General features: G+C 65.3%; 20 protein-coding genes. 9 read left to right on the plus strand and 11 right to left on the minus strand.

The features are described from left to right. The first annotated feature begins 159 nt into the window (after positions 1 to 159). Both NIBR502770_RS15445 and NIBR502770_RS15450 read left to right on the plus strand, forming a co-directional pair. On the plus strand, positions 160 to 519 hold the full coding sequence (locus NIBR502770_RS15445; RefSeq protein WP_141182516.1) for a VOC family protein: 360 nt from the start codon (positions 160 to 162) through the stop codon (positions 517 to 519). A gap of 26 nt (positions 520 to 545) precedes the next feature. Next, positions 546 to 1781, plus strand: a complete 1236-nt coding sequence (locus NIBR502770_RS15450) for an NYN domain-containing protein (protein ID WP_141182517.1) — start codon at positions 546 to 548, stop codon at positions 1779 to 1781. A gap of 88 nt (positions 1782 to 1869) precedes the next feature. Here NIBR502770_RS15450 and NIBR502770_RS15455 read toward each other — a convergent pair whose 3' ends face one another. After that, positions 1870 to 2214 carry a hypothetical protein gene (locus NIBR502770_RS15455; protein ID WP_141182518.1) on the minus strand — a complete coding sequence of 115 codons (345 nt, stop codon included), beginning with the start codon at positions 2212 to 2214 and terminating at the stop codon, positions 1870 to 1872. 194 nt (positions 2215 to 2408) lie between these two features. Between NIBR502770_RS15455 and NIBR502770_RS21255 the strand changes: the two genes are divergently transcribed. Then, positions 2409 to 2726, plus strand: coding sequence for a hypothetical protein (locus NIBR502770_RS21255; protein WP_168223184.1), 318 nt, complete (start codon positions 2409 to 2411; stop codon positions 2724 to 2726). Here the strand turns inward: NIBR502770_RS21255 and NIBR502770_RS15460 are convergent. Then, positions 2710 to 3633 (minus strand): patatin-like phospholipase family protein, encoded by a 924-nt coding sequence (locus tag NIBR502770_RS15460; RefSeq protein ID WP_141182519.1) that lies wholly within the window; start codon positions 3631 to 3633, stop codon positions 2710 to 2712. The two genes, NIBR502770_RS21255 and NIBR502770_RS15460, sit on opposite strands and share 17 nt — an antisense overlap. A 191-nt stretch (positions 3634 to 3824) precedes the next feature. Between NIBR502770_RS15460 and NIBR502770_RS15465 the strand changes: the two genes are divergently transcribed. Continuing rightward, entirely contained in the window at positions 3825 to 4298 is a 474-nt protein-coding gene (locus NIBR502770_RS15465; protein ID WP_141182520.1) for a GNAT family N-acetyltransferase, read from the plus strand. Between the two features lie 64 nt (positions 4299 to 4362). Here NIBR502770_RS15465 and NIBR502770_RS15470 read toward each other — a convergent pair whose 3' ends face one another. From NIBR502770_RS15470 to NIBR502770_RS15480, 3 genes are all read right to left on the minus strand, one after another. Beyond that, positions 4363 to 5418, minus strand: coding sequence for a metallophosphoesterase (locus tag NIBR502770_RS15470; protein ID WP_141182521.1), 1056 nt, complete (start codon positions 5416 to 5418; stop codon positions 4363 to 4365). 38 nt (positions 5419 to 5456) lie between these two features. Then, on the minus strand, positions 5457 to 6323 hold the full coding sequence (locus NIBR502770_RS15475) for a phosphatidylinositol-specific phospholipase C/glycerophosphodiester phosphodiesterase family protein (protein WP_141182522.1): 867 nt from the start codon (positions 6321 to 6323) through the stop codon (positions 5457 to 5459). Positions 6324 to 6533: 210 nt separating this feature from the next. Further along, entirely contained in the window at positions 6534 to 7973 is a 1440-nt protein-coding gene (locus NIBR502770_RS15480) for an HNH endonuclease signature motif containing protein (RefSeq protein WP_141182523.1), read from the minus strand. A 228-nt stretch (positions 7974 to 8201) separates the two neighbouring features. Between NIBR502770_RS15480 and NIBR502770_RS15485 the strand changes: the two genes are divergently transcribed. Continuing rightward, on the plus strand, positions 8202 to 9293 hold the full coding sequence (locus tag NIBR502770_RS15485) for a type I restriction endonuclease (RefSeq protein WP_141182524.1): 1092 nt from the start codon (positions 8202 to 8204) through the stop codon (positions 9291 to 9293). Between the two features lie 121 nt (positions 9294 to 9414). Here NIBR502770_RS15485 and NIBR502770_RS15490 read toward each other — a convergent pair whose 3' ends face one another. Beyond that, positions 9415 to 11442 (minus strand): ABC transporter ATP-binding protein, encoded by a 2028-nt coding sequence (locus NIBR502770_RS15490; protein ID WP_141182525.1) that lies wholly within the window; start codon positions 11440 to 11442, stop codon positions 9415 to 9417. Further along, positions 11439 to 13172 (minus strand): ABC transporter ATP-binding protein, encoded by a 1734-nt coding sequence (locus NIBR502770_RS15495; RefSeq protein ID WP_141159256.1) that lies wholly within the window; start codon positions 13170 to 13172, stop codon positions 11439 to 11441. The genes NIBR502770_RS15490 and NIBR502770_RS15495 overlap by 4 nt, the downstream gene beginning before the upstream one ends. 231 nt (positions 13173 to 13403) lie before the next feature. Here NIBR502770_RS15495 and NIBR502770_RS15500 point away from each other — a divergent pair, with 231 nt between their 5' ends. Continuing rightward, on the plus strand, positions 13404 to 14639 hold the full coding sequence (locus NIBR502770_RS15500; protein WP_141182526.1) for an MFS transporter: 1236 nt from the start codon (positions 13404 to 13406) through the stop codon (positions 14637 to 14639). On the opposite strand, the gene NIBR502770_RS15505 is transcribed toward NIBR502770_RS15500, so the two are convergent. Next, positions 14593 to 15684: an SDR family oxidoreductase gene (locus NIBR502770_RS15505; protein ID WP_141182527.1), complete on the minus strand. Its 1092-nt coding sequence runs from the start codon at positions 15682 to 15684 to the stop codon at positions 14593 to 14595. The genes NIBR502770_RS15500 and NIBR502770_RS15505 overlap by 47 nt on opposite strands. A 326-nt stretch (positions 15685 to 16010) precedes the next feature. Here NIBR502770_RS15505 and katG point away from each other — a divergent pair, with 326 nt between their 5' ends. Next, complete coding sequence (gene katG / locus NIBR502770_RS15510) at positions 16011 to 18305, plus strand: catalase/peroxidase HPI (protein WP_141182528.1); 2295 nt, start codon at positions 16011 to 16013, stop codon at positions 18303 to 18305. Between the two features lie 71 nt (positions 18306 to 18376). On the opposite strand, the gene NIBR502770_RS15515 is transcribed toward katG, so the two are convergent. After that, entirely contained in the window at positions 18377 to 19615 is a 1239-nt protein-coding gene (locus NIBR502770_RS15515) for a GAF domain-containing sensor histidine kinase (RefSeq protein ID WP_141182529.1), read from the minus strand. A gap of 140 nt (positions 19616 to 19755) precedes the next feature. Here NIBR502770_RS15515 and NIBR502770_RS15520 point away from each other — a divergent pair, with 140 nt between their 5' ends. Together NIBR502770_RS15520 and NIBR502770_RS15525 are read left to right on the plus strand one after the other, a co-directional pair. Beyond that, positions 19756 to 20274: a GNAT family N-acetyltransferase gene (locus tag NIBR502770_RS15520; protein WP_141182530.1), complete on the plus strand. Its 519-nt coding sequence runs from the start codon at positions 19756 to 19758 to the stop codon at positions 20272 to 20274. A gap of 27 nt (positions 20275 to 20301) precedes the next feature. Then, positions 20302 to 20601, plus strand: coding sequence for an antibiotic biosynthesis monooxygenase (locus tag NIBR502770_RS15525; RefSeq protein WP_141159250.1), 300 nt, complete (start codon positions 20302 to 20304; stop codon positions 20599 to 20601). 206 nt (positions 20602 to 20807) lie between these two features. Here NIBR502770_RS15525 and NIBR502770_RS15530 read toward each other — a convergent pair whose 3' ends face one another. Together NIBR502770_RS15530 and NIBR502770_RS15535 are read right to left on the minus strand one after the other, a co-directional pair. Next, positions 20808 to 20993, minus strand: a complete 186-nt coding sequence (locus tag NIBR502770_RS15530) for a hypothetical protein (RefSeq protein ID WP_141159249.1) — start codon at positions 20991 to 20993, stop codon at positions 20808 to 20810. 104 nt (positions 20994 to 21097) lie between these two features. Then, entirely contained in the window at positions 21098 to 22711 is a 1614-nt protein-coding gene (locus NIBR502770_RS15535; RefSeq protein ID WP_141182531.1) for an AMP-binding protein, read from the minus strand. Positions 22712 to 22735 lie beyond the last annotated feature (24 nt).

Raw genomic sequence — 22735 nt, forward strand, 5'->3', positions numbered from 1 at the left:
ACGATCCTTCCCAAGCGGACGACGACGGGCGTGTCCCGGCGTCGTCCGCTTGCCGGAGCAGCGCGCCTACCTCCAGCCTTTGCTCCACTGCCGGCAGGATTGGACCGCCGGGCGGCAGGGCACCTACCCGGCCCGGCACTTCGGGTCTAGGCTGGCCGGATGTTGACTATCGGAACCATTGTCCTCGGCGTCAACGACGTCAACGCCGCCACGAAGTTCTGGAACGATGCCCTCGGCTACGTCCCCCGGGAGGCCGGTGACGATACGTGGGTGACCCTGGTGCCGTCGTCGGGCCCTGGCGCGGAACTGTCCCTCATGCTCAGCGAAACCCCGGTGCAGGACCACCCGCGCATCCACCTGGACCTGTATGCGGACGACCAGTCCGCGGAGGTGGAGCGGCTGGTTTCGCTCGGCGCCCGGCGCGTGGACTGGGACTCGTACCCGGAGGATCCGGACTTCGTGGTCCTTGAGGATCCGGACGGGAACCTGTTCTGCGTTATCGACAGGAGCCCGCGGTAGAGCTGGAGGGCTGGCACACTGAGCCAATGAACAAGGCACCTGAACCTGCGCGCCGGCCTGGCATCCGTGCAGCGATGTTTGTCGATTTCGACAATGTTTTCACCGGCCTGCAGGCCTTGGACCCGGCCGCGGCGAGGCGCTTTGCCGAGGATCCCAAGCAGTGGGCCGATGCCCTGTCAGATGGCGGAGCCGCTGACGACTCCCGAAGGTTCCTGATCCGCAACTGCTACTTGAACCCCATGGTGTACTCCAAGTACCGCCCCTACTGGACGCGGGCTGGATTTCGCGTGATCGACTGCCCGTCGCTGACGCAGCGCGGAAAGAGCAGCACGGACATCAACCTGGTGCTCGATGCCATGGATGCGCTCTCCGGAAGCGTGGCCATTGAGGAGTTCTTCATCGCCTCGGCCGACGCCGATTTCACCTCCCTGATCCAGCGGTTCCGCGCAGCTGACCGGATGACCACCGTGATCGCCGCCGGCGCCGTTGCCTTCGCTTACCGGGAAATGGCGGACCACGTGGTCGAGTCACATGACTTCGTGGCCATTCTCAACGGCACCACCGCCGAACCCATCAATGCCGTGGCTTCGGCGAAGCTGCCGCCCGGCCCCGCAACAGCAAAGTCAAAGCCAAAACCGGGTTCGCCCGCGGTGGCTGAGGTACTGAAGTTTGTCCGGTCCGCGTCCGGCCCGGTGAAAGGAGCCTTGGTGGCGCACCGGGCCCTGAGTGCGGAGCCGTCCTTGAAGACGGACTGGGCCGGCCTTGGGCGGTTCGGAGCGTGGGTGGCCCAGATCGGCAAGGACATCGAATACTCACCGGCCAAGGGCGGCTGGGTGTGGGACGCCAAGCGCTTCTCCGCTGAGGACCTTCCCGCTCCCGCCGAAGTTCAGCCCGGCGTCGAGGAGCGGGTCACCCGGGTGACGGACGTCCCTGCCTTGTCGGCGGCCCAGTTTCGGCAGATCTTCACCTCCATGGAGGCCCGCCTCCGGGAACATCAGCTCAACCGGAATGAGCTGGCCCGGCAGGTGCGGGATGACTGTGTCAGTGCCGGCGAACCCGTCTCCCGCAATGCCGTGAACTTTGTGCTGCAGGGCTTGGCATACGCCGATTTCCAGCTGCGGGACGATGCGACCGCGGCCGAGATTGCTGCCGCATGGACGGCCAATGTGGAGGAACTCTGCCGGGTGGCGCTGCTGGAGTTCGATGCGTCTGAAAAGCTGGCGGTCCGGCGGTGGGCGAGCGGCGGGTTGCTGGAAAAGTAAGCAGGGCGGACGGCCGCGGATATTCATCCGCCGCCGTCCGCTCCCCCCAACAGTGTGGCCCGGCACGCGTCATCGAGCGCCGGACCGGCTACGCTGCGAGCGGCAGGTCGAACAGCTGCTCGGCGAGTCTGATGAGGTGGCGGGGAGCGTCACACTCGCCGTCCACCCTGTCGCGCCCCAGGAACAGGGCAGTCCCCTGGATGGTCCCGTCGAGTTCGATGCCGGCCTCGCGGATGAGCACTTCGGCGCGCGGATTCGTGGTTGGGCTGGCGGCAGAGCTGTCCAGATAGACGTGCCAGTCAGTGCCGGCGAGGAGGCCGACGCCGCCTGACGCGATTTTCTGCAAGGCCGTCTCGTCCAGGTCGATCGGCCGGATGTGCACCGGCTGGGTGAGCCGGGTGGGAACGACGAGGGCGTTGCGGGAGGTCATCATGGTGGTGTCCTTTGGCTGATCCCCCGGCTATGGGTGCGGTGGGGCTTGCCGGGGTGGTGCGGGCGGCCGCGGGCTAGGAGTCCCGGGCGGCCGCCCGCTGGCATGGTCAGCGCTGGTTTTTGCGCGGTTTTATAAAACTGAGCTCACTGTTTTCGCTTTTAGCTCTCTTTTCGGCACGTTTCTCCAGGATTGACTTGCCGACCTTTTTAGCGGCGCCGCTTTTGGGGGATTTTCCGGACATCGGAATCACGCCTTTCTTTGCTTTGCGTTACCGGATACCATACCTGCTTTTATTTTTTTATCCAGTTCTGCAGGGGCGCAGCGCGAGGCGCCTGATGCCCCGCCGGCGGTGCGGGAAGGCCGCGGCCAAGGCCGCCGGGATAATTTTTGAAATTGGTTGCATCGCCAAGGTTTCCGTTTCTTTTATTTTGTCCAACAAAAGCCGCCGGAAACTCCGTCCAGGCCAAGAAAACGACCCTAAATTCGCATTTTCCACTACTGCCAAAATTTAGTTAGTTTCCCGGCGAGGTCTTTGCCCTGGTTGTATCCGGCGTGAGCCGCGGCCGGACGGAGTGAGGGGTCCATGGCGTTGGCGCCGAACATGTGCTCGGCCCCGCTGCCAGGGGAGATCACTTCGACTCTGCTGCCATGCGCTTGGAGCTCCTCCACCTGCGCGGCGAGCTGCATGCCCCACTCAAGCGGCATGCGCGTCCTGCCACCGAAGGGTGACAGGACCAGGACCCTGCCACACCCGGTGGCCAGGTCGGCGTTTTCATTTCGCCGGTAGCCGCCGTCGATGTAGCTCCTGTCTCCAATCCGGTAGGCGGAGCCGCTGGAACAACTGGCGGCGACCGCGTCGACCAGGTCGATGCCGCCGGACCGGTCGAACACTGCCGGTTCACCGGTACTGGCATCCACCGCAGGGATCAGCAGTTCATGCTCCGGCCATTCCTGTGTCGTCAGCCGGGCCGCCACGGTGGCCCGCCACCGTCCGGAATGGTCGTAGTCCTCCGCCATGTCGATGGCGGCCGCGCCCATCCTCCGACGCATGTCCGCCGCAGTTGCGGAACGGGCGATGATCCTGCCGGTCCGCTCCAGGTGGTTGGGGACCGGACTGCCGGCCGACGAAGTTCCGGCGGCCCGCAGCCGCTGTGGAAGCGGCGCGTCCATGACGGCGGCGTACAGCTCCGCCGGACTGGCGCCGGCGATCTGCGCAGCGGCCGTGGATCCTGCCGATGTTCCGATGACCCGGGGGGCGCCGGTCACGTCCAGCCCGGCGTCTGCCAGTCCGGCGAGAACGCCGATCAGCCAAGCGTTTCCTGTGGAGCCCCCGCCACCGAGGACCAGGGCGCGCCCGGAAGTAACCGAGGGAACGGGGTGCGGGACGGGGTGCGGGATGGGAGAAGGTGTTGTGTTCATGGGAGTCGCCTTTCGCGAATTTGCCCGAGCGGCGCTCCCTGTGGACGGCTGGGTCAGCCGCGGATCGTGGGCTGCGGGGGAGCACCCATTACGGATACAGCGTTCATGGGTCTCACCTCCTGGAGTCGGTTCACGATCAGGGGAATCTTGGCATACGGGTACCGCTGTGCGCAACGGGTAAGTTTGAGGCGATGATTTCGATAGACCGGGACAGCCCCGCGCGCGACGACGTCCACCTGCTCCTCAGCGAGCACCTCGCCGACATGTTCGCCACCTCGCCGGCCGAGAGCGTGCACGCCCTGGACCATTCGGCCCTGTCCGCCCCGTCCGTCACGTTCTGGACGGCCCGCGAGGACGGCAACCTTTTGGGGTGCGGCGCTCTTAAGCTTCTGGACTCCCCCGCCGGTCCGCAGAGGCATGGCGAGATCAAGTCCATGCGCACCACGGCAACCGCCCGGGGCCGGGGCGTGGCCGCCCTCATACTGGGACATATCCTTGATGACGCCCGTACGCGGAACCTTGAGCGGGTCTATCTGGAGACCGGAACCGAGGACTACTTCGCGGCCGCGCGGCGGCTGTACGCCCGGCACGGTTTCACGGTGTGCGAGCCCTTCGCCGCCTACGTGTTGGACCCCCACAGCGTCTTCATGGAGCTCCGACTGTAGCTCCCACAGGGAAAGCGGACGACGGCGGGTGGGCGCCCGCCGTCGTCCGCTCTCCTTTGCGCTGCTACTTGCTGAAGGGGACCTTTTCCCAACTCAGCACGTCGGCGCCTTTGGCGCTGTTTCCGGCCACCGTGAAGCGGACGTAGTCCACGGCGTTGTTGGCGCCGTCCACCGTGATGCGCTGCAGGTTGTCGGCGGCGGGTGAGCCGTAGATGTCCAGCCAAGGTGAGCCCGCGGCAAGGGGCTGGTTCTCAGCGAAGACGTGGCTGTCGCCGTTGACCAGGTAGACAGGAGCGTCGAAGTTGTTGGTCTCCTCCACCATGGCCTGGACGACCTCGCGGAAGCCGGATACCGTTGCCGGGTTTGCGGTGGCGTCGGCCAGCAGCGACGGGTCGAACATGTCGGCCTGCTGCATGAGCACCACGGCGCGGTCGTTACTGCGCCTGGCTTCGGCGAAGGTCTGGTGGATCTGGGCGATCACGGCGTCCGTACGGTGTTCCACCTCGGCGAGCTGCTCCGGCGTGGGTTCAGTCTTGCCCAGCCCGCTCCACGGCAGGAGGGAGTTGTTGCTGCCCTGGACGTTCAGGACGGAGAAAGCCACCCGGTTCTTTTCGAAGCGGACGTCCTCCGGCAAACCCAGGCTCTCCTGCGACTTCACCGGCATGGTGGCGCCCAGGGTCTTGCCGGGCTGGTTGAAGAAGACCTCCCGGATCTTGTCCAGGCGCTCCAGCGGGTTGTAGGCGCCATTGTTGGTGCGGTGGCAGTCCACCCACTCGTTGTCGCCAGGCGTGTAGACCAGCGGGTGGGTAAAATTGTCGAATTGTGTGCGGATGTAGGAGAAGTACTCGTCCGAGCAGACGGAGGAACCGTTCTTTATATCGCCCACGTGTGCTACGAACTTCAGTTCCTTGTCCGCATTGAGATCCTGGATGCGGGACGGGAACTTGGCGATCTCGGCGGCGCCGTAGGGGATGTCACCGATGGCGGCGAAGGTGAAGGCCTGGTTGCCGTCGGTGGTGTTGTCCGCCTCTGCTGTTTCGGCGAAAGCGGGCTGGGACGCCAGGAGGCCGAATGCCAAGGTGAGCGCCGCCGTCGTGATTGTCAAAGTCTTTGAAAGCATGGGGTGGTCCTGTTTCTGTTGTTGGCCTGAGTGGGGGCTCAGGCGCCGCGGGCGGTGAGGAATTGCTGGAGGCCGGCGAGGTCGTCGGTGTTGATGTGGTCCACGCCGGCATCGGCAAGTTCGGTCCAGACGGCGTCGCGGGCGCTACCGGGCTGGTCCGGGGTGGCCCAGAAGCGGACGCGGTAGCCGTTGGCGTTTGCGGTGGCCACGAAGGCGCCCAGCTTGGCGCGCTCGGCCTCCGGCATGGGGCCGACGCCCTGCCAGGTGAAGAGCTTGGTCCAGTTGTCGCTGACCAGCGGCATCAGGGCAGCGGGCAGGCCGGAGGTGAGGTCGGTGGAGCGTCCGTCGTAGAAGCTGAAGCGCTTGTCCTGGGCCTGCATGGTGGCCAGCGGACGGTTGCCGCTGATGACGGCGGTGACCGGGCCGGTCTTGACGTTGCCGTTGGTGTAGCGGCTCATGATGTCGCGGTGCTCGGCCAGTTCCTGCTCGATGGCGGCGTAGGTGGCCTCGCCATCGCTCTTGATGTCGATCAGGAGCTGCAGGCTGCCGTCCCACTTGGGGTAGACGCTGTGGCCGGGGGTGCTGCGGACCAGGTCCTGGAGTGGGTCGAGGTAAAGGCTTTCGAGCGTGACGCCCTGTTTGGCGTCAGCGAGGTCGTGGGCCACGCGCAGCTCACCGTCAACCAGCCATACGTCCGCTTCGACGCTGGTGAAACCGTGCCCCAGTGCGTCGAACAGGGGACGGTCATGCTCATAGTCGTTGTGGGCATGGGTGCCGGCGAGGGGTTGGCCGACGACGACGGGCGCCGGATTGGGTGCCTCGGCCCCGGCTTGGGCAGGGGCTACGGCTGTCCCGGCCAGTGAGGCGAGGACGGCGATGGCGGCGAGGGTGCTTTTCACGAACACGGGAGTACTCCTGGTACCTCGGGGATGTCCGCCCGGTAATGGGGTGTTCCGGGCTTGAGGGTGCTTGAAAAGCCTGCTGGGCCTGGCGAAACGATTCAGGGCGCCTTGGTTGCATCATGGTGAACGTCGGGGAACATCAACATCGGGGGATGAGTTCTCAGCCGTGAAGGGGCAGGCGGGTGTGTCCTCCGCGCAGCCAACTAACGCTGGTTACGAGATCGCGAGATAGTCCACAACCAGTACCTCCAGCGCGCTGGTCTCTCCCGGCAGGCAGCCCGGTGGCCAGATTGTCGGTTCCCGGTCCGGTTGTTCGGCGTTGTAGTGGCGACCGCTGGGAGAAGTCCAGCCCGGTGGCTCATTCTTGGAAGCCGCACCCGGACTCCAGCCGGTCCGATGTTTGAGCCGGTGGTGCTTGGGGCATAACTGTCCCAGGTTGCTGATTCCGGTGGCGCCCCCATGCTCCCAAGCCGTGAGGTGGTCCGCCTCGTTGTCCTGGCTGTGGTTGCTGCACGCCGGGAAAGTGCATTTCCCATCCCGCATCCTCAACCACCGTTTGAGTGACTCCGTGAGCCGGTAGTTGGTGCGGCCAAGTTCCAGCGGGGCTCCGTCGCGGGGGTCCACCAAAACCCGATAGAAAGAGCCGGCACCTTCCGTGACGAGTCTGCGTGCCATGGACGCGGGGATAGGCCCGTAGTTATCCAGGTCGGCAGACTCGTCCGTAGCACCGAGGAGGGAAAGGATTGGCACCGTGACCAGGACATCGGCTTTGAGGGACGGCCAGGGTCCGGCCAGGTCCGTGGCGCCACCGAGTAGCAATTTGGCGGCAAGGTCTGCCTTGAGCTGGGGAAGGGTCCTTGCCTCGTCCGGTCCTTGCAGTCCACGTGCCAGGGCGGAGGTCCTGTTCCAGATGGCACAGGCCTTATCAGCAGCCAGGTAGACCGAAACCCAGGCCATGCCGTCCCGGTCCGGCGAGTATTCCATCCGTCGATCCGACACGGACTTAACGTGCCGGGTTTCCAGGGACTCGGGATGATGGCGTTCCCGCCAGGCACGTGCCTTCCGCCGGAAACGGCCCGGCACAAGCTCTCCGGCAGATGCACCCCGGGCCGCGTTAGGCGCCTCCGGGTCCAGGAAGTGGGCTTCCAAGGCTGCTGCGGCTGCCGAGTCCAGGCCGCTGGTTTCGTCGACCATAATCTGGGCATGCCGCCAAGAAATGGCTCCAGCCTCCATGGCCTTGAGCGTAGCCGGAAGAGAGGTGGTGAGCGCATGGGCGTCCTGCAACAGCGCGGACGCGGCTCCCTCGCCGATGGTGAGCGTGCAGGCGACTTCGGCGACGATACTCATCTCCCTGGCCGCCGACTCGAAGGCGCTTTCCGCCGGCGCTTCCATGGCGGCTGCGGCCTCCGAATGTTCTGCGAGCAGCCGGACTTTCACCGCTGCAGTAGCAGCTTCGACCCGGGCCACGATGCCCAGGCTGTCCAGGCAGGACTCTGAAAGTTCATGCAGTGGGTCGTGACCATCCGTGCGGCCCACAGCCTCGGCAGAGGTGTTCACAACTCCCGCTAGCTCGTCCACCAACCCGGTAAGGGATGCGACTGCACCGGCCAGTCCAGCCATGCCTTTCGCATCCACAACCGCTCCGCTTTCCATAAGCAAAGACTGTCACGGGGGTCTGACATTCTAAGTTGCCTTCGGCACACACTGTCTTGGCGGAAGCTTTGCTCACCGGATTTCGGCGCAGCGGATGGCAACATAACGGCAGCATCAACCGGTTGCGTGTAAATGTCACCCGTGCCATGTAAGTTTTTGCTTCATCAGCTTGAAACTGCCACCGGACACGAAGCTGTGTCCGGGTAAGAGCATTACTGGGGGTAAGACATGGAATTTGCGGAGAAACTTTCAGCGCTGGCAACGAAAGTGCGGCAGCAGAGGGGTGTAATTCAGACCGAGGAGGCAACGAAGAACGCGTTCGTCATGCCGTTCATTTCGACGATTCTTGGCTACGACGTCTTCAATCCTTTGGAGGTGGTCCCGGAGTTCATCGCGGATGTAGGGCTCAAAAAGGGCGAGAAGATCGACTACGCGATCGTCAAGGACGGTGAGGTCCAGATTCTGATCGAGTGCAAGAAGTCGACAGAGCCTGTGAAAATCGAGCACGCCTCTCAGCTCTTCCGCTACTTTGCCGTCACAAACGCTCGTATAGCGATCCTGACCAACGGTGAGGTCTACCAGTTCTTCACAGACCTGGATGCACCGAATCGCATGGATGCCAAGCCGTTCCTCGTGCTCGACCTGAACGACATTGACCAGATGCTGATCCCCGAGTTACAGAAGTTGTCCAAGGATGTCTTTGACTTGGATTCAATCATCAGCGCGGCCGGCGAATTGAAGTACATCGGCGAGTTGAAGAGAACACTGGCTGCACAGTTCAGGGAGCCTGAAGACGAATGGGTCAAGTTCCTGACAGCCAGGGTTTACTCCGGGCCGTATACACAGAAGGTACGGGATCAATTCACCACGCTGGTTGGGAAGGCCACAAAACAATTCCTCAATGACCAGGTCAACGAACGGCTGAAGAAAGCTCTGGGGAACCCTGGATTCCCGCAATCGGAGGACACGACGGTACCCACCGCTGTCACCAGTGCGCCCATCGCGGAAGCAGACCTCGCCGAAGCTGACGGCCTGGAGACGACGCTTGAAGAAATCGAGGGCTACCAGATTGTGCGTGCAATCGTCTGCAGCGAGGTCAAGCCGATTCGCGTCGCCCAACGCGATGCAAAGTCCTACTTTGCCGTACTGCTTGATGACAACAACCGCAAGCCTATTGCTCGGCTGCACTTCAACCGAACCCAGAAGTACATCGGCATTTTCAACGACAGCAAAGAAGAAACGCGCGTGGCCATCAACTCGCTTGAGGAGATTTACGAACACACCGAGGCCCTCCGGGCGACCGTCAAGAGCTACCTGTGACCCCTGTTAGCAATCGAATGGCGGTCATTCAGCGAGGATAGACGGCGTCGCGACAAAGATCGCGATGCCGTCTGCCTGGGACAACTCAGGACGCCGAGCGATATCCTCCAGGATGGCCTCCCTAAACCTCCGCCACCGGTGCCGCGAACTGGGCCTCGTACAGCCGCGCGTAGGCCCCGCCGGCAGCCAGCAGGGACGCGTGCGTCCCCTGTTCCACGATCTGGCCGGCCTCCATCACCAGGATGAGGTCGGCGTCGCGGATCGTGGACAGCCGGTGCGCGATCACAAAGGACGTCCGGTCGGACCGCAGCGCACTCATGGCCTTCTGCACCAGCACCTCGGTCCGGGTATCCACGGACGAGGTCGCCTCATCCAGGATCAACACAGAAGGCGAAGCCAGGAATGCCCGGGCAATGGTCAGCAGCTGCTTCTCGCCGGCGGACACGTTGGAGCCTTCATCGTCCAGCACGGTGTCGTACCCCTCGGGCAGCGAGCGCACGAACCGGTCCACATACGTTGCCCGTGCCGCCTCCAAAACCTCAGAAGAAGACGCAGCAGGCCGCCCGTACGCGATGTTGTCGCGAATGGTCCCGCCGAACAGCCACGTATCCTGCAGCACCATCCCCATCCGGGAGCGCAGGTCGTGCCGGCTCATGGTGGTGATGTCCACCCCGTCCAAGGTGATCCGCCCGCCGTCGAGCTCGTAGAACCGCATCATCAGGTTCACCAGCGTGGTCTTGCCCGCCCCGGTCGGCCCCACAATGGCCACCGTCTGGCCCGGCTCCGCCACCAGGGACAACCCATGGATCAGCGGCTTGTCCGGCGAGTAGGAGAAGGAGACGTCCTCAAACACCAGCCGCCCGCGCGCAGCACCATCAGGGCTCTGCAAGGCAGCCCCCACAGGATCGGCGGACTGCTCCTCCGTATCAAGCAGCTCAAACACCCGCTCGGCAGACGCCACACCGGACTGCAGCAGGTTGGCCATGGAGCCGAGCTGCGCCAATGGCTGGGTGAACTGCCGCGAGTACTGGATGAACGCCTGAACATCGCCCAGCTGCATCGCCCCGGACGCCACCTGCAGGCCACCCACCACGGCAATGCCCACGTACACCAGGTTCCCGATGAACGTCATGGCCGGCATGATCAGACCGGAAATGAACTGCGCCCCGAAGCTCGCCTCATACAGTTCGGCGTTCTTCTGCCGGAACCGCTCCCCCACCTCGCGCTGCCGGCCGAACACCTTCACCAGCGCATGCCCGGTGTAGGTCTCCTCGATCTGCCCGTTCAGCTCGCCCGTGTTCTTCCACTGCTGGACGAACAGCTTCTGCGACCGCTTGGCAATCAGCGCCGTGATCCCCAGCGTCAGCGGAATGGTCACCAGGGCGATCAGCGCCAGCGTGGGCGACAGGATAAACATCATCACCAGCACGCCCAGCACCGTCAGCACGGACGTCACGGCCTGGCTGATGGACTGCTGCAGGCTCTGCGAAATGTTGTCCACGTCGTTGGTCACCCGGCTGAGCAATTCACCGCGCTGGATCGAATCGAAATACCGCAGCGGCAGCCGGTTGATTTTGGCCTCGATCTGCTCGCGGAGCCCGAACACCGTCCGCTGTACCACGCCGTTCAGCACATACGCCTGCCCCCACATGAAGGCCGACCCCAGAACATACAGCACCAGCGCCCACGTCAGCACGTTGGCAAGCGCGCCGAAGTCGATCCCGGCACCCGGGGTCAGCGTCATGGCGCTGAGCATGTCCGCCTTCTGGTTGTCCCCGGCCGCCCGCAGCGCCGCTATCAGCTGCGCCTGCGTCATCCCCGGCGGCAACTGCTTGGACACCACGCCGGAGAAGATCAGGTTGGTGCCCTCGCCCAGCAGCCGGGGCCCGATCACCTGCAGCACCACGCCGGCCACGGCCATGGCCAACACCAGTACCAGCCAGAGCCGTTCCGGCCGGAGCGTGCCCAGCAGGCGTTTGGCGGAGCCGGCGAAGTTCATCGCCTTCTCCGCCGGCACGTTCATCCCGGCGAAGGGTCCGCCACGTCCGGGTCCGCCGGCGGGACGGGGAATGCGTACGACGTCGGCCTGGCCGGGTCCCGAAGCGGAGGCACCTTTTGTGCCGCGTGCGGATGTGGGTCCCTGGCTCATACCGTCTCCTCCGCTGCCAGCTGGGACGAGACGATCTCGCGGTACGTATCCGAAGTCTCCAGCAACTCTTGGTGCGTGCCCTGCGCAACGATCCTGCCGTCGTCGAGCACCAGGATCTGGTCCGCATCAACAATGCTGGACACGCGCTGGGCGATGATCACCATGGTGGCCCCCGCAATGTTGCGCTTCAGCGCCTGGCGCAGCCGGGCATCGGTCCCGGTATCAAGGGATGAGAACGAATCGTCGAAAATGTACAGTTCGGGCCGCTTCACCAGTGCCCGGGCGATCGCCAACCGCTGCCGCTGCCCGCCGGAGACATTGGTGCCGCCCTGCGAGATGGGCGCGTCCAGCGTTTCGTCCATCTGCTCCACGAAATCCCGCGCCTGGGCGATCTCCAGCGCGCTCCAGAGCTCGTCCTCGGTGGCGTCCGGGTTGCCGTACAGCAGGTTGCTGCGCACCGTGCCGGAAAAGAGGTAGGGCTTCTGCGGCACCAGCCCGATGTGCCCCCACAACAGGTCCGGGTCCAGGTCCCTGACGTCCACGCCGTCCATCAGCACCGCCCCGGAGGTGGCGTCGAACAGCCGCGGCATCAGGTTCACCAGGGTTGTCTTGCCCGAGCCGGTGCTGCCGATGATCGCCGTGGTCTGCCCCGCACGCGCCGTGAAGCTGATCCCGGAAAGGACAGGCTGGTCGGCACCCGGGTAGGCGAACCCGACGTCGCGCATTTCCAGCTCACCGCGCCGAACCGCGCTGGTGGCCGGCTGCTCCGGCGGCAGGACGCTGGAATTGGTGCCCAGCACCTCGCCGATCCGGTCCGCGGACACCGACGCACGCGGAATCATCACCGCCATGAACGTGGCCATCATGACGGACATCAGGATCTGCATCAGGTAGCTCAGGAACGCGATCAGGGTGCCCACCTGCATGGACCCGTCCTCGATCCGGAACGCACCGAACCAGATCACCGCCACGCTGGAGACGTTCAGGACCAGCATCACCACGGGGAACATCAGGGCCATCAGCCGTCCGGCACGGAGCGCAACATCGGTGACGTCCGCGTTGGCACCGGCGAACCGTTCGGTTTCCATGTCCTCGCGCACGAACGCCCGCACCACCCGGATGCCGGTGAGCTGCTCGCGGAGCACCCGGTTCACGGTGTCGATCCGTGCCTGCATCTTGCGGAACAGCGGCACCATCCGGGTGACGATCAGTCCGACGGCGATCAGCAGCACCGGGACGCAGACGGCAATCAGCCAGGACAATTGGGCGTCCTGCCGGATGGCCATGATCACCCCGCCAATGCTGAGCATGGGCGCGGCCACCATGAGCGTGGCGGACATCAGCACCAGCTGCTGCACCTGCTGGACATCGTTGGTGGAGCGGGTGATGAGGCTGGGCGCACCGAACTTGGTGACTTCCTGTTCGGAGAACTCACCCACCCGTTCGAAGATGGCGCCGCGCAGGTCCCGGCCCAGGCCCATCGCCGCCTTGGCGCCGAAGTACACGGCGATGACGGCACACACGATCTGAGCCAGCGTGATGAGCAGCATGAAGCTGCCGGTGGACAGGATGTAGCCGGTATCGCCCCGGGCCACGCCCTGGTCAATGATGTCTGCGTTCAGCGTGGGCAGGTACAGCGACGCGATGGACTGCGCCAGCTGGAAAACCACGACGGCGGCCAGCAGCGGCCGGTGCGGCCGCAGGTATTCGACGAGCAACTTCCAGAGCATACGAAATAGGCCCTCACCTGACGGAGTGTCCACAAAACGTGGTGCGAAGGTCAGTGTACGTCCGTGGAGAGCGGATGATCCTCACAGTTGGCTGGGAAAATGGCAGGTTCTCCCACGGCGTATTCGGCGGACGCGCCGGGGATCCGGCAGCACCGGTGGGTACTTCAGTATGAGAGAACTGGATGGGCGCCATAAGCCCGCCACCCCGCCAAAGGATGGAAGAAACAACGAATGCTTGCCGGCACACGGAACCCTTCCCAGCGCACTGCCAGGTTCGGAGCTGCCTTCATCGGCGTCCTGCTCATCGCAGTCAACCTTCGGGTGTCCTTTGTCAGCGTCGGACCGGTGCTGGTCAACATCAGCAGCGACTTGGGATTGTCCAGTGCCGCAGCGGGATTCCTCACCGGCCTCCCGCTCATCGCCTTCGCAGTCTTCTCACCCCTGGCCCCCGGATTTGCTGCCCGGCTGGGCCTGGACCGGGCACTGTGGATGTCCTTGCTGATCCTCGGATCGGGCATCGTGCTCCGCTCACTGCCGGTGCCCGGCTTCATCTGGGCCGGGACGGTACTGATCGGCGTGGCCATCGCGTTCCTCAATGTCCTGGTTCCCTCCCTCGTGAAGCGGGACTTCCCTTTGCGGGTCAGCCAGGTCACCGGCAGCTACACCGCTGCCCAGGCTGCGTTCGCAGCGGTGGGGGCCGCCGTCGTCGTTCCCGTGGCGCAGACCTCCCCGGCGGGGTGGCGGCTGGCCCTGGGGGTCTGGGTGGGGCTGGCCCTCATCGCCATGGCCGTGCTCCTGCCCTGGCTGCGCCGGAACGGGACAAGCGCCGTGCACGCCGAAAAGCAGGAACCGGCACACCGGTCGCCCTGGGGCTCAGCGCTGGGCTGGCAGGTGACTGCGTTCATGGGGCTGCAATCGATCGCCTTCTACGTCCTGATGGCGTGGCTGCCCACCATTGAGCAAAGCCGCGGGATCCCCGCCACCACAGCCGGCGTGCACCTGTCCGCCTTCCTGTTGATCAGCGTGTTCGCCAGCCTGGGGGCGGGCGCCGTCCTGCACCGGGGACCGGACCAGCGGCTGGTGTCCTTCACAAGCGGGGCGTTGGTGTTCGTGACCTTCCTGGGCCTGGCCCTGGCCCCGGACCTCATCCTGCTGTGGGTTGTCCTGGGTGCTTTGGGCTGCGGGAGCCTCATCGTCATTGCCCTGTCGCTGTTCAGCCTCCGGACCGTGAACCACCCGCAGGCAGCATCGCTGTCCGGCATGGCCCAGTCCGTGGGCTACGGCCTGGCCGCGGTGGGCCCGGTGGCCTTTGGTGCACTCCGGGATGCCAGCGGGGACTGGACCCTTCCGCTGCTCGGCACCGCCGGAGCCATGGCCGTCCTGGCGCTGGCGGGTCTGTTCGCCGGACGCGACCGCGTCATTACGGAATCAGCCGGTCGGCCCGGTATCGGTCAAAGAGCAAGGTAAAGGCATCCAGCGTCCGGCGATACCCCGTAAAGCCCGCATCCCGGCTCTTGCCCATGTCCGTCACTACCTCGATGCCGCGCCCCAGGTCTCCGTCCGTGTGCCACCAGCTCGCCACGCGGCCCAGGTCGGGTTCGCTGAGGTTGTTCTCCGCGGCGATCCGCCGCCACTGGTCCTCCCGTCCTGCCATGGACTGCCCAAGGGGACGCGGCGCCTCCTGGTAGCCCTCCCATTCCACACCGAAGTACGCGGCAAGCTTCGGCCACATCCAGCGCCAGCGGAACACATCGCCGTTGACGATGTTGAAGGGCTCGTTGGCGGCTGCAGGGGTAGTTGAAGCCCAGAGCATGTGCTCGGCCAACAGGCCGGCGTCTGTCATGTCGGTGAGGCCGTCCCACTGCGTTTTGGATCCGGGAAAGACAAACGGTTCCCCGCTGTCCCGGCAGAGGGTGGCCTGCGCCGCGAGTGTGAGGCCCATGTTCATGGCGTTGCCAACGGCGTGCCCAATAACCGTGTGGGCGCGGTGTACGGACCAGGTGAACCCCTGCTCCCCCGCCGCGGCCCACAGCTCGTCATCCTGTGCGTAATAGAAGTTCCGCACAGGCAGGCGGGGCTCCTCCTCATGGAACGGCGTGTCCGGCATTTCCCCGGCGGCGTAGGCCTCAAACGGGCCCAGGTAGTGCTTGAGCCCGGTCATCAGGGCAACATGTGCCACCCCTTTGCCCCGCAGTGCCCCGAGCAGGTCGCGCACCATGCCCGCGTTGACGGCGATGTTCTCTTCCTCGGTGTCCCGGCGGGACCAGGCAGTAAAGAACACGTGGGAGGGATTTTCCGGAGCAAGCGCGGCGGCCAGCGACTCAGCGGAGGTCAAGTCTGCGGAAAGCCATCTGACGCCTGGCCGCCCGGGACCGGGCCTGCGGGACAAGGCAAGGACTTCCCAGCCTTCGCCGGCCAAGGTATCCACGAGCGCGGAGCCTGCAATGCCGGTGGCCCCTGCCACCAGGGCGGTCCGTCCGTTGCCCGCTGCTGTTCCTGATCCGATGGTCATGCTGCTCCTTCTGCTGGGTGCTGGGGGTATCCGTGCGCCGGCGCGGCCTCACGCGTGGGTGGCGGCCGGCGCCCTGCGTCACGCCGGGACAATGGGCCAACATGGACCCTCTGGCGACAAGTCGGAGCGTCAGTCAGATATTCCAGCGCCGGCAAGTGGCGGACAGGAGGTGCCGAACAAATTGCGAGGGACGGGGCAATGACAGGCCGGGTTTCACCCATGGCCCGGGCGGGTCTCCAGCAGTCCCCGGTCCATGTTCAAATAGGAGGGTTGCACCGGCTGCCCGAGTCCAACCGCGGCCTCGGCCCAACGGAAGGAATAAGCACATGACCGATCCCCAAGACCATCCCCCGGTCCCCACTCCCGGGAGCGCACAGGGCCTGGACCAGAAGGTTGAGGGCGGGTGCCCGGTGGCCCATGGCAGTGCCACCGCCCAGGGCAGTGAAAGCGAAAACCCTGCGATCGATTCGCCGGCCCCCAAGGGACACCGGCCGCGAACCAACCAGGACTGGTGGCCCAACCAGCTGGACCTCTCCGTGCTGCACACGCACGGCCAGGCGAGCAACCCGCTTGGCCCGTCCTTCAGCTACCGCGAGGAATTCCAGAAGCTCGACGTCGAAGCCCTCAAGCAGGACATCAGCCAGGTCCTGACCACTTCCCAGGACTGGTGGCCGGCGGACTTCGGCCACTACGGCGGACTGATGATCCGCCTGAGCTGGCACGCTGCCGGCACTTACCGCGTCCACGACGGCCGCGGCGGCGCGGGCGACGGCAGCCAGCGGTTCGCCCCGCTGAACAGCTGGCCGGACAACGCCAACCTGGACAAGGCCCGCCGCCTGCTGTGGCCCGTGAAGCAGAAGTATGGCCAGAAGCTGTCCTGGGCGGACCTCCTGGTCCTCGCCGGCAACGTGGCCCTTGAGTCCATGGGCTTCAAGACCTTCGGCTTCGCCTTTGGCCGCGAGGACGTCTGGGAGCCCGAACAGATCTTCTGGGGTCCCGAGGACGCCTGGCTCGGAGATGAGCGGTACACCGGTGAGGGAACCATGGCGGACAACGTCGGTTCCACCGAAATGGGCCTCATCTACGTCAACCCCGAAGGCCCCATGGGCAACCCGGATCCCGTGGCTGCTGCCGCGTTTATCCGTGAGACCTTCAAGCGCATGGCGATGAACGACGAAGAGACCTTCGCACTGATCGCCGGCGGCCACACATTCGGCAAGACCCACGGTGCCGGCTCCGCAGACGCACACGTTGGCCCGGAACCGGAGGGTGCAGACCTTGAAGCGCAGGGCCTTGGCTGGCTCAGCACCTACGGCAGCGGCAAGGGCGGCGACACCATCACCTCCGGCCTGGAAGTCACGTGGACGGACAAGCCTACGCAGTGGAGCAACCGCTTCCTGGAGATCCTCTTCGAGTACGAGTGGGAACTCGTCAAGAGCCCCGGGGGCGCCCACCAGTGGGTCGCCAAGGACGCTCCAGAGATCATCCCGGACGCGCACGACCCCAACAAGAAGCACCGGCCCACCATGCTGACCACGGACCTGTCGCTGCGCTTCGACCCCACCTACGAGCAGATCGGCCGGCGTTTCCTGGAGAACCCGGACCAGTTCGCCTTGGCCTTCGCCAAGGCCTGGTACAAGCTGCTGCACCGCGACATGGGACCGGTGGGCCCGCACATGCTGGGCCCGTGGGTTCCGGAGGCTCAGCTGTGGCAGGATCCTGTTCCCGCCGTCGACCATGAACTGATCGATGAGCAGGACATCGCCGGGCTCAAGGCCAAACTCCTTGACGCCGGACTGACCATCCCGCAACTGGCGGGCACGGCCTGGGCGTCGGCTGCAACGTACCGCAAGACGGACCGGCGCGGTGGGGCCAACGGCGCCCGGATCCGGCTGGAGCCGCAGCGCGGCTGGGAAGCCCACGAACCGGAGCAGCTCGATACCGTGCTTCCCGTCCTTGAGCGCGTGCAGGAGGAGTTCAACTCGGCACAGTCCGGCGGCAAGAAGGTCTCGCTCGCGGACCTGATCGTCCTGGGCGGCGCCGCCGCGGTGGAGAAGGCAGCAGCCGACGCCGGGTTCCCCGTCACAGTGCCCTTCCGTCCGGGCCGGACGGACGCCTCACAGGAACAGACCGACGTCGAATCCTTCCAGTACCTGGAGCCGCGGGCCGACGGCTTCCGCAACTACCTGCGCCCCGGTGCGAAGATCCAGCCCGAGACCCTCCTGCTGGACAAGGCGTACATGCTGGACCTCTCCGCGCCGGAGATGACGGCGCTCGTGGGCGGCATGCGGGCCCTGGGCACCAACGTGGGTGGTTCCGGCCACGGTGTGCTGACGGACAAGCCGCAGGTCCTGACGAACGACTTCTTCGTCAACCTGCTCTCGCCGGGCACCAAATGGAAGGCCTCCGAGGCCGAGGAAAACGTCTACGAAATCACCGACGTTGCCACCGGCGAGCTGAAGTGGACGGCCACCCCGGTGGATCTGGTCTTCGGCTCCAACTCGCAGCTGCGGGCGCTGTCCGAGGTCTACGCGAGCGAGGACGCCAAGGAGAAGTTCGTGCACGACTTCGTAGCCGCCTGGGCGAAGGTCATGGAACTGGACCGCTTCGACCTGAACTGACCGGGATGACCTGACCCGGGGGTCCGGGCCGGCTGCATCACGCAGCCGGCCCGGACCTGCCTGAGAGCGGCCTACTGATCGGTCGGGAAGCTGATGACTGCCGTGGTTCCGCCGCCTGGAGTCTCTTTCAGGCTCAGTTCCCCGCCATGTGCTTCGACAATGCGCCGGCAGATGGACAGCCCCAGGCCCGAGCCCTGCCCGTCGCCGTCACGGTGCAGCCGGACCAAGGGTTCGAGCACGCGTTGCCGGTCCGACGAGGCAATTCCCTTGCCGTTGTCCGCGACCAGTACGGTGACCCCGTGGTAGTTGGAAATGCCGCTGATCCGGACCTTGAGTTCCCTCTCGGGGCTCCGGTAGTTCACGGCATTGGCCACCAGGTTCTGCAGCAGGGTCCGGAGCTGGCCGGGGTCCACCTGGAGCTTTAGTTCCTCGCTGTCCAGGACGGCGTCAGTACCGAAGGACAGCCCCAGATCCCGGGCCACTTCGGCCGCCACGTCCTGGAGGGAAACGTGCTGGCGCTGCAGGATTCCGCCGATCCGGGAGTAGCTCAGGACGTCCTCGAGCATGGCCAGCATCCGGTGGCCGCTGGCGCTGATGATCTGCAGGTACTCGGCCGCCGGGTGGTCGCCCTCCACTTCGTCTTCCGCCATCTCCACGTAGCCCAGCGTGGTGGTGAGCGGCCCGCGCAGGTCGTGGCTGACGCGCCCGGCAAACTCCGCCAGCTTGGCATTGCTTTCCCGCACCTCGTTGAGGGCGCGGTTCAGCTGCAGCGTGCGCCGCTGCAGTTCGAGCAGCTGCACTGCCTGGCGGGACAGGATTTCCAGCATGTCCAGCTGGCCGGCATCCGGAGCCGCCGGTGAATCCGAGAAGACGCACAGTGACCCCAGCACGAACCCTGACGACATTTCCAGGGGCACGGAGGCGTAGAACCGGACGGCGGCGATCTCCCCTGTCACGAACGGGTTGGTCGCAAAACGCGGATCCAGCGAGGCGTCCCGGACAACGGTCATTTCCCCGGAGTGGAAGACTTTCGAGCACATGGAGTCCTCGCGGGAACAGACGCCGGCGTCAATCCCAACGGCAGCCACCTGGCGTTGCTCATCGGAGGTGAGGACGTTGATGACCCCGAACGGGACTCCACAGAGTTTGGCGGCCAGCTCCACCAGGTTCTCGAGCGGCTCGGTGGACAGCTCGGCCTCGGTGGCCGAAGCGCCGTTCCCGGCGGGGAAGGCGAACCCGTACTCCTGCAGCAATTCGTCCCTGCCCAGCGGATCGCTGGGCGCTGTGGCCGTCGAGTGAGTACCAGCCATTACCGTCCCCTTCCAGACCGCAAAAGGGTCCCCGGGGAGATAGTACAGGGCAGCAGCGGCGTCCCGGGAATACGTCTCCCGGCTCCCCTGCCGTGGGCCGGGATCCCGCATTGCTCCGGCAGGCGGCATAGGATCCAGTCATGGCCCAACTCATCGTCCCGGACCCATCCCTCCACTCTTCCTGGCTGGAGGGAACTGCGGAGTTCCAAGGTGCCCACCTGGACGGTGCAGGCGCGGAGGGCTGGTCGCTGGACGATCTCCGGGACCCCGCCGTCTTTGGCCGCTTCGTCGATATCCTCATCAAAGACGCGCTGCCGGAGACGGTGCGAAAGCCTGGCTACGTGCCCTGCACCTACCTGTGGATTGCCGACGGCGGCACGTTCCTTGGGTCCCTGGCCATCAGGCACGGGTTGAACGACTACCTCCTCAACGAAGGTGGGCATATCGGCTACAGCGTCCGGCCCTCCGCCAGGCGCCGCGGCCATGCCGCGAAAGCACTTGCCGATGCGCTGCCCCTGGCACAGGTGCTCGGAATCGCGCGGGTTCTCCTGACGTGCGACGAGGACAACGCCGGCTCGCGTGCAACCATCGAAAAGAACTGCGGCCGGTACGAGGACACGCGCAACGGCAAGCGCCGCTACTGGATCGACACCGAGTAGCCGGCGAACGCGTGCCAGACTTGGCGGGTGATCACAGAACACGCGCTGCTTCCGGTCATTCCCGGCCGGGAAGAGGACTTCGAGGCAGCTTTCGCCCAGGCCCGGCACATCATCGCTTCAATGCGTGGCTTCCTCGCCATGTCCCTGTCGCGCTCGATCGAATCTCCCCACATGTACCTGCTGCTCGTTGAATGGGAGTCGCTGGAGGACCATACAGAGGGCTTCAGGGGATCCCTTGGGTACCAGCAGTGGCGTTCTTTGCTGCACCGCTTTTATGAGCCGTTTCCGGTGGTGGAGCACTTCGAAACCGTTAGCGCCACGCCGTAAGCCGCCGCGCGGACGTTGGGGGGAAGCCCCCGCGCGAGTCTCGCTCCAGCGCAGGGGCTTCCAGTGCTTCCTGCCGGGGAACTGGCGTTGGAAACAGTTATAAATTACCGGCCGGTAGGTTGTGGGAAGCACAGATTGCAGCGGCTTTGGCCAATCTTGATGGAACTTTGAGGGAGGCCTCGGCCCCTTTGATCTGAAGGGCCCATTTAGTCTGCCGGGCCCGCCGAGGCGTCGGGGTCCTCCTCCGGCTCAAAAGTGTTGGGCTCGGCCCCATCGGAGATCCCGACGCCGTCTTTCCCGCCGGGGATCCCGCCGTCGGGGTTGCCTTTCCTGGCCGCCGTGTCCTCCTGTGGTTCGTCCTCAGGCAGTGAATCAGGTGAATTGATGGACATCGCTCCTCCTTCAGTGGCTGGGCCTCAACGCTAACAGCCGGTGCCGGAAAAGGCTCCGGAACAACTCGAGGTTTTCTGCCCCTCCCCCAAAAACCCGCCGACTGCTAGCTGCCGGATGCGGCTGCCCGCTGCTGCCTCAGGATGTAGCGCTGCAGCTTTCCCGACGGCGTCTTGGGCAGGTCCGCGACGAAGTGGATGCGGCGCGGGTAGGCGTGGGCGGCGAACTGCGTCTTGACCATGGTCTGGAGTTCAACCACCAGGTCATCATTGGCGGCGGTGCCGTCCGCCAGGACCACGTAGGCCTCGAGGACTTCACCGCGCAGTTCGTCGGGAGCGCCCACCACGGCACTTTCCAGCACCGCCGGATGCGTGGCCAGGACGCTTTCCACGTCGAACGGGCCAATCCGGTAGCCGGCCATGATGATCACGTCGTCATCCCGGGAGGAGAAGAAGTAGTAACCGTCCTGGTCCACCATGCCCGCGTCACCGGTCAGGTACCACTTGCCGTCCGCGCTGAACCTTTCCGCGGTCTTCTCCGGCGCATCCTGGTACCCGGTGAACCACATCATGGGACTTTCCGCCACGTTGACGGCGACGCGGCCCAGTTCGCCGGGGGCGGCCGGCCCGTCAGCGTTGTCCTTGAGGACCGCGCAGCTCCAGCCCGGCAGGGGGCGGCCCATGGAACCAGGCCTGAGCTCCGTCCTCACGTCGTCATGCCAGGCGTTGATGATCATCATCCCGTGTTCGGTCTGTCCGTAGTGGTCCCGCACCGGGACGCCCAGCACCTCCCGGGCCCAGCTGATCACCTCCGGGGTCAGCGGTTCGCCGGCGGAGGAGGCGCGCCGAAGTCGAAAGGGTCCAGTGCCGGCGTCGGCCTTGGCGCGCATGGTGCGGTAGACCGTGGGAGCTGCCGCGAAGTTGGTAACGGCAAATGCCTCCAACACCTTGAAGCTGAGTTCCGGGGAGAACCCGGGGCGCAGCAGCAGGTTCCGCCGTCCCGCCGCCATGGGGCCGAGGATCCCGTAGTACAGTCCGTAGGCCCAGCCGGGGTCCGCGGCGTTCCAGAAGACGTCCTCTTCACTGACGTCCAGGCCAAGTTCGATGTACTGGCGGAACGCGGCCAATGCCCGGAGGGGCACCGGTACGCCTTTGGGCGCGCCCGTGGTTCCGGACGTGAAGATCAGCACCAGGGCACCGTCACCGCCTACGACCTCTGAAGCGATCCCCGGCTGCTGCCTGGCCAGGAGGGGCGTGAGCGCCAGGTCCGGCTGGGAAGCTTCCGCGCCGGCGACGAGCACGGCGGCAGAGGTCTGCTGGATCTTCACCCGCTGGTCGGGATCCGTGATGACGGCCTTTGCCCCGGAGGCAGTCAGCCGTAATTCGATAGCCGGCCATGCGAAGGCCGTGAACAGTGGCACATGGACCGCTCCGCGCCGCCAGATGGCCAGGAGCATGACCACCAGGTCTGCCGACTTGCCCATCAGGGTGGCCACGGCATCTCCAGGACCAATGCCGAGCTCCGCGAGGGCGGCGGCTCCCCGCTCCGAGCGTTCCCGGAGCTCGCCATAGGTGATGTCCTCCGCGGAGAGGTCGGCTGCCACCACTGTGAAGGCAACAGCGTTGGGATCATGGCTGTCGCACAGGAGACCGGCCGCGCAGGCATCGGCCGCACCGTAGGTGGCAAGAAGGGCATCAACCGCGGGAACCGGACGGGACATTCGTTCTCCTTCGAACAACGTGGC

The organism is Pseudarthrobacter sp. NIBRBAC000502770, assembly GCF_006517815.1.
GTDB classification, from domain to species: domain Bacteria; phylum Actinomycetota; class Actinomycetes; order Actinomycetales; family Micrococcaceae; genus Arthrobacter; species Arthrobacter niigatensis.

Coding starts and splice junctions, on each gene's coding strand:
- NIBR502770_RS15445 (WP_141182516.1), top strand. CDS start 160: ATGTTGACTATCGGAACCATTGTCCTCGGCGTCAACGACGTCAACGCC.
- NIBR502770_RS15450 (WP_141182517.1), top strand. CDS start 546: ATGAACAAGGCACCTGAACCTGCGCGCCGGCCTGGCATCCGTGCAGCG.
- NIBR502770_RS15455 (WP_141182518.1), bottom strand. CDS start 2,214: ATGATGACCTCCCGCAACGCCCTCGTCGTTCCCACCCGGCTCACCCAG.
- NIBR502770_RS15460 (WP_141182519.1), bottom strand. CDS start 3,633: ATGAACACAACACCTTCTCCCATCCCGCACCCCGTCCCGCACCCCGTT.
- NIBR502770_RS15465 (WP_141182520.1), top strand. CDS start 3,825: ATGATTTCGATAGACCGGGACAGCCCCGCGCGCGACGACGTCCACCTG.
- NIBR502770_RS15470 (WP_141182521.1), bottom strand. CDS start 5,418: ATGCTTTCAAAGACTTTGACAATCACGACGGCGGCGCTCACCTTGGCA.
- NIBR502770_RS15480 (WP_141182523.1), bottom strand. CDS start 7,973: ATGGAAAGCGGAGCGGTTGTGGATGCGAAAGGCATGGCTGGACTGGCC.
- NIBR502770_RS15485 (WP_141182524.1), top strand. CDS start 8,202: ATGGAATTTGCGGAGAAACTTTCAGCGCTGGCAACGAAAGTGCGGCAG.
- NIBR502770_RS15490 (WP_141182525.1), bottom strand. CDS start 11,442: ATGAGCCAGGGACCCACATCCGCACGCGGCACAAAAGGTGCCTCCGCT.
- NIBR502770_RS15495 (WP_141159256.1), bottom strand. CDS start 13,172: ATGCTCTGGAAGTTGCTCGTCGAATACCTGCGGCCGCACCGGCCGCTG.
- NIBR502770_RS15500 (WP_141182526.1), top strand. CDS start 13,404: ATGCTTGCCGGCACACGGAACCCTTCCCAGCGCACTGCCAGGTTCGGA.
- NIBR502770_RS15505 (WP_141182527.1), bottom strand. CDS start 15,684: ATGACCATCGGATCAGGAACAGCAGCGGGCAACGGACGGACCGCCCTG.
- katG (WP_141182528.1), top strand. CDS start 16,011: ATGACCGATCCCCAAGACCATCCCCCGGTCCCCACTCCCGGGAGCGCA.
- NIBR502770_RS15515 (WP_141182529.1), bottom strand. CDS start 19,615: ATGGCTGGTACTCACTCGACGGCCACAGCGCCCAGCGATCCGCTGGGC.
- NIBR502770_RS15520 (WP_141182530.1), top strand. CDS start 19,756: ATGGCCCAACTCATCGTCCCGGACCCATCCCTCCACTCTTCCTGGCTG.
- NIBR502770_RS15530 (WP_141159249.1), bottom strand. CDS start 20,993: ATGTCCATCAATTCACCTGATTCACTGCCTGAGGACGAACCACAGGAG.
- NIBR502770_RS15535 (WP_141182531.1), bottom strand. CDS start 22,711: ATGTCCCGTCCGGTTCCCGCGGTTGATGCCCTTCTTGCCACCTACGGT.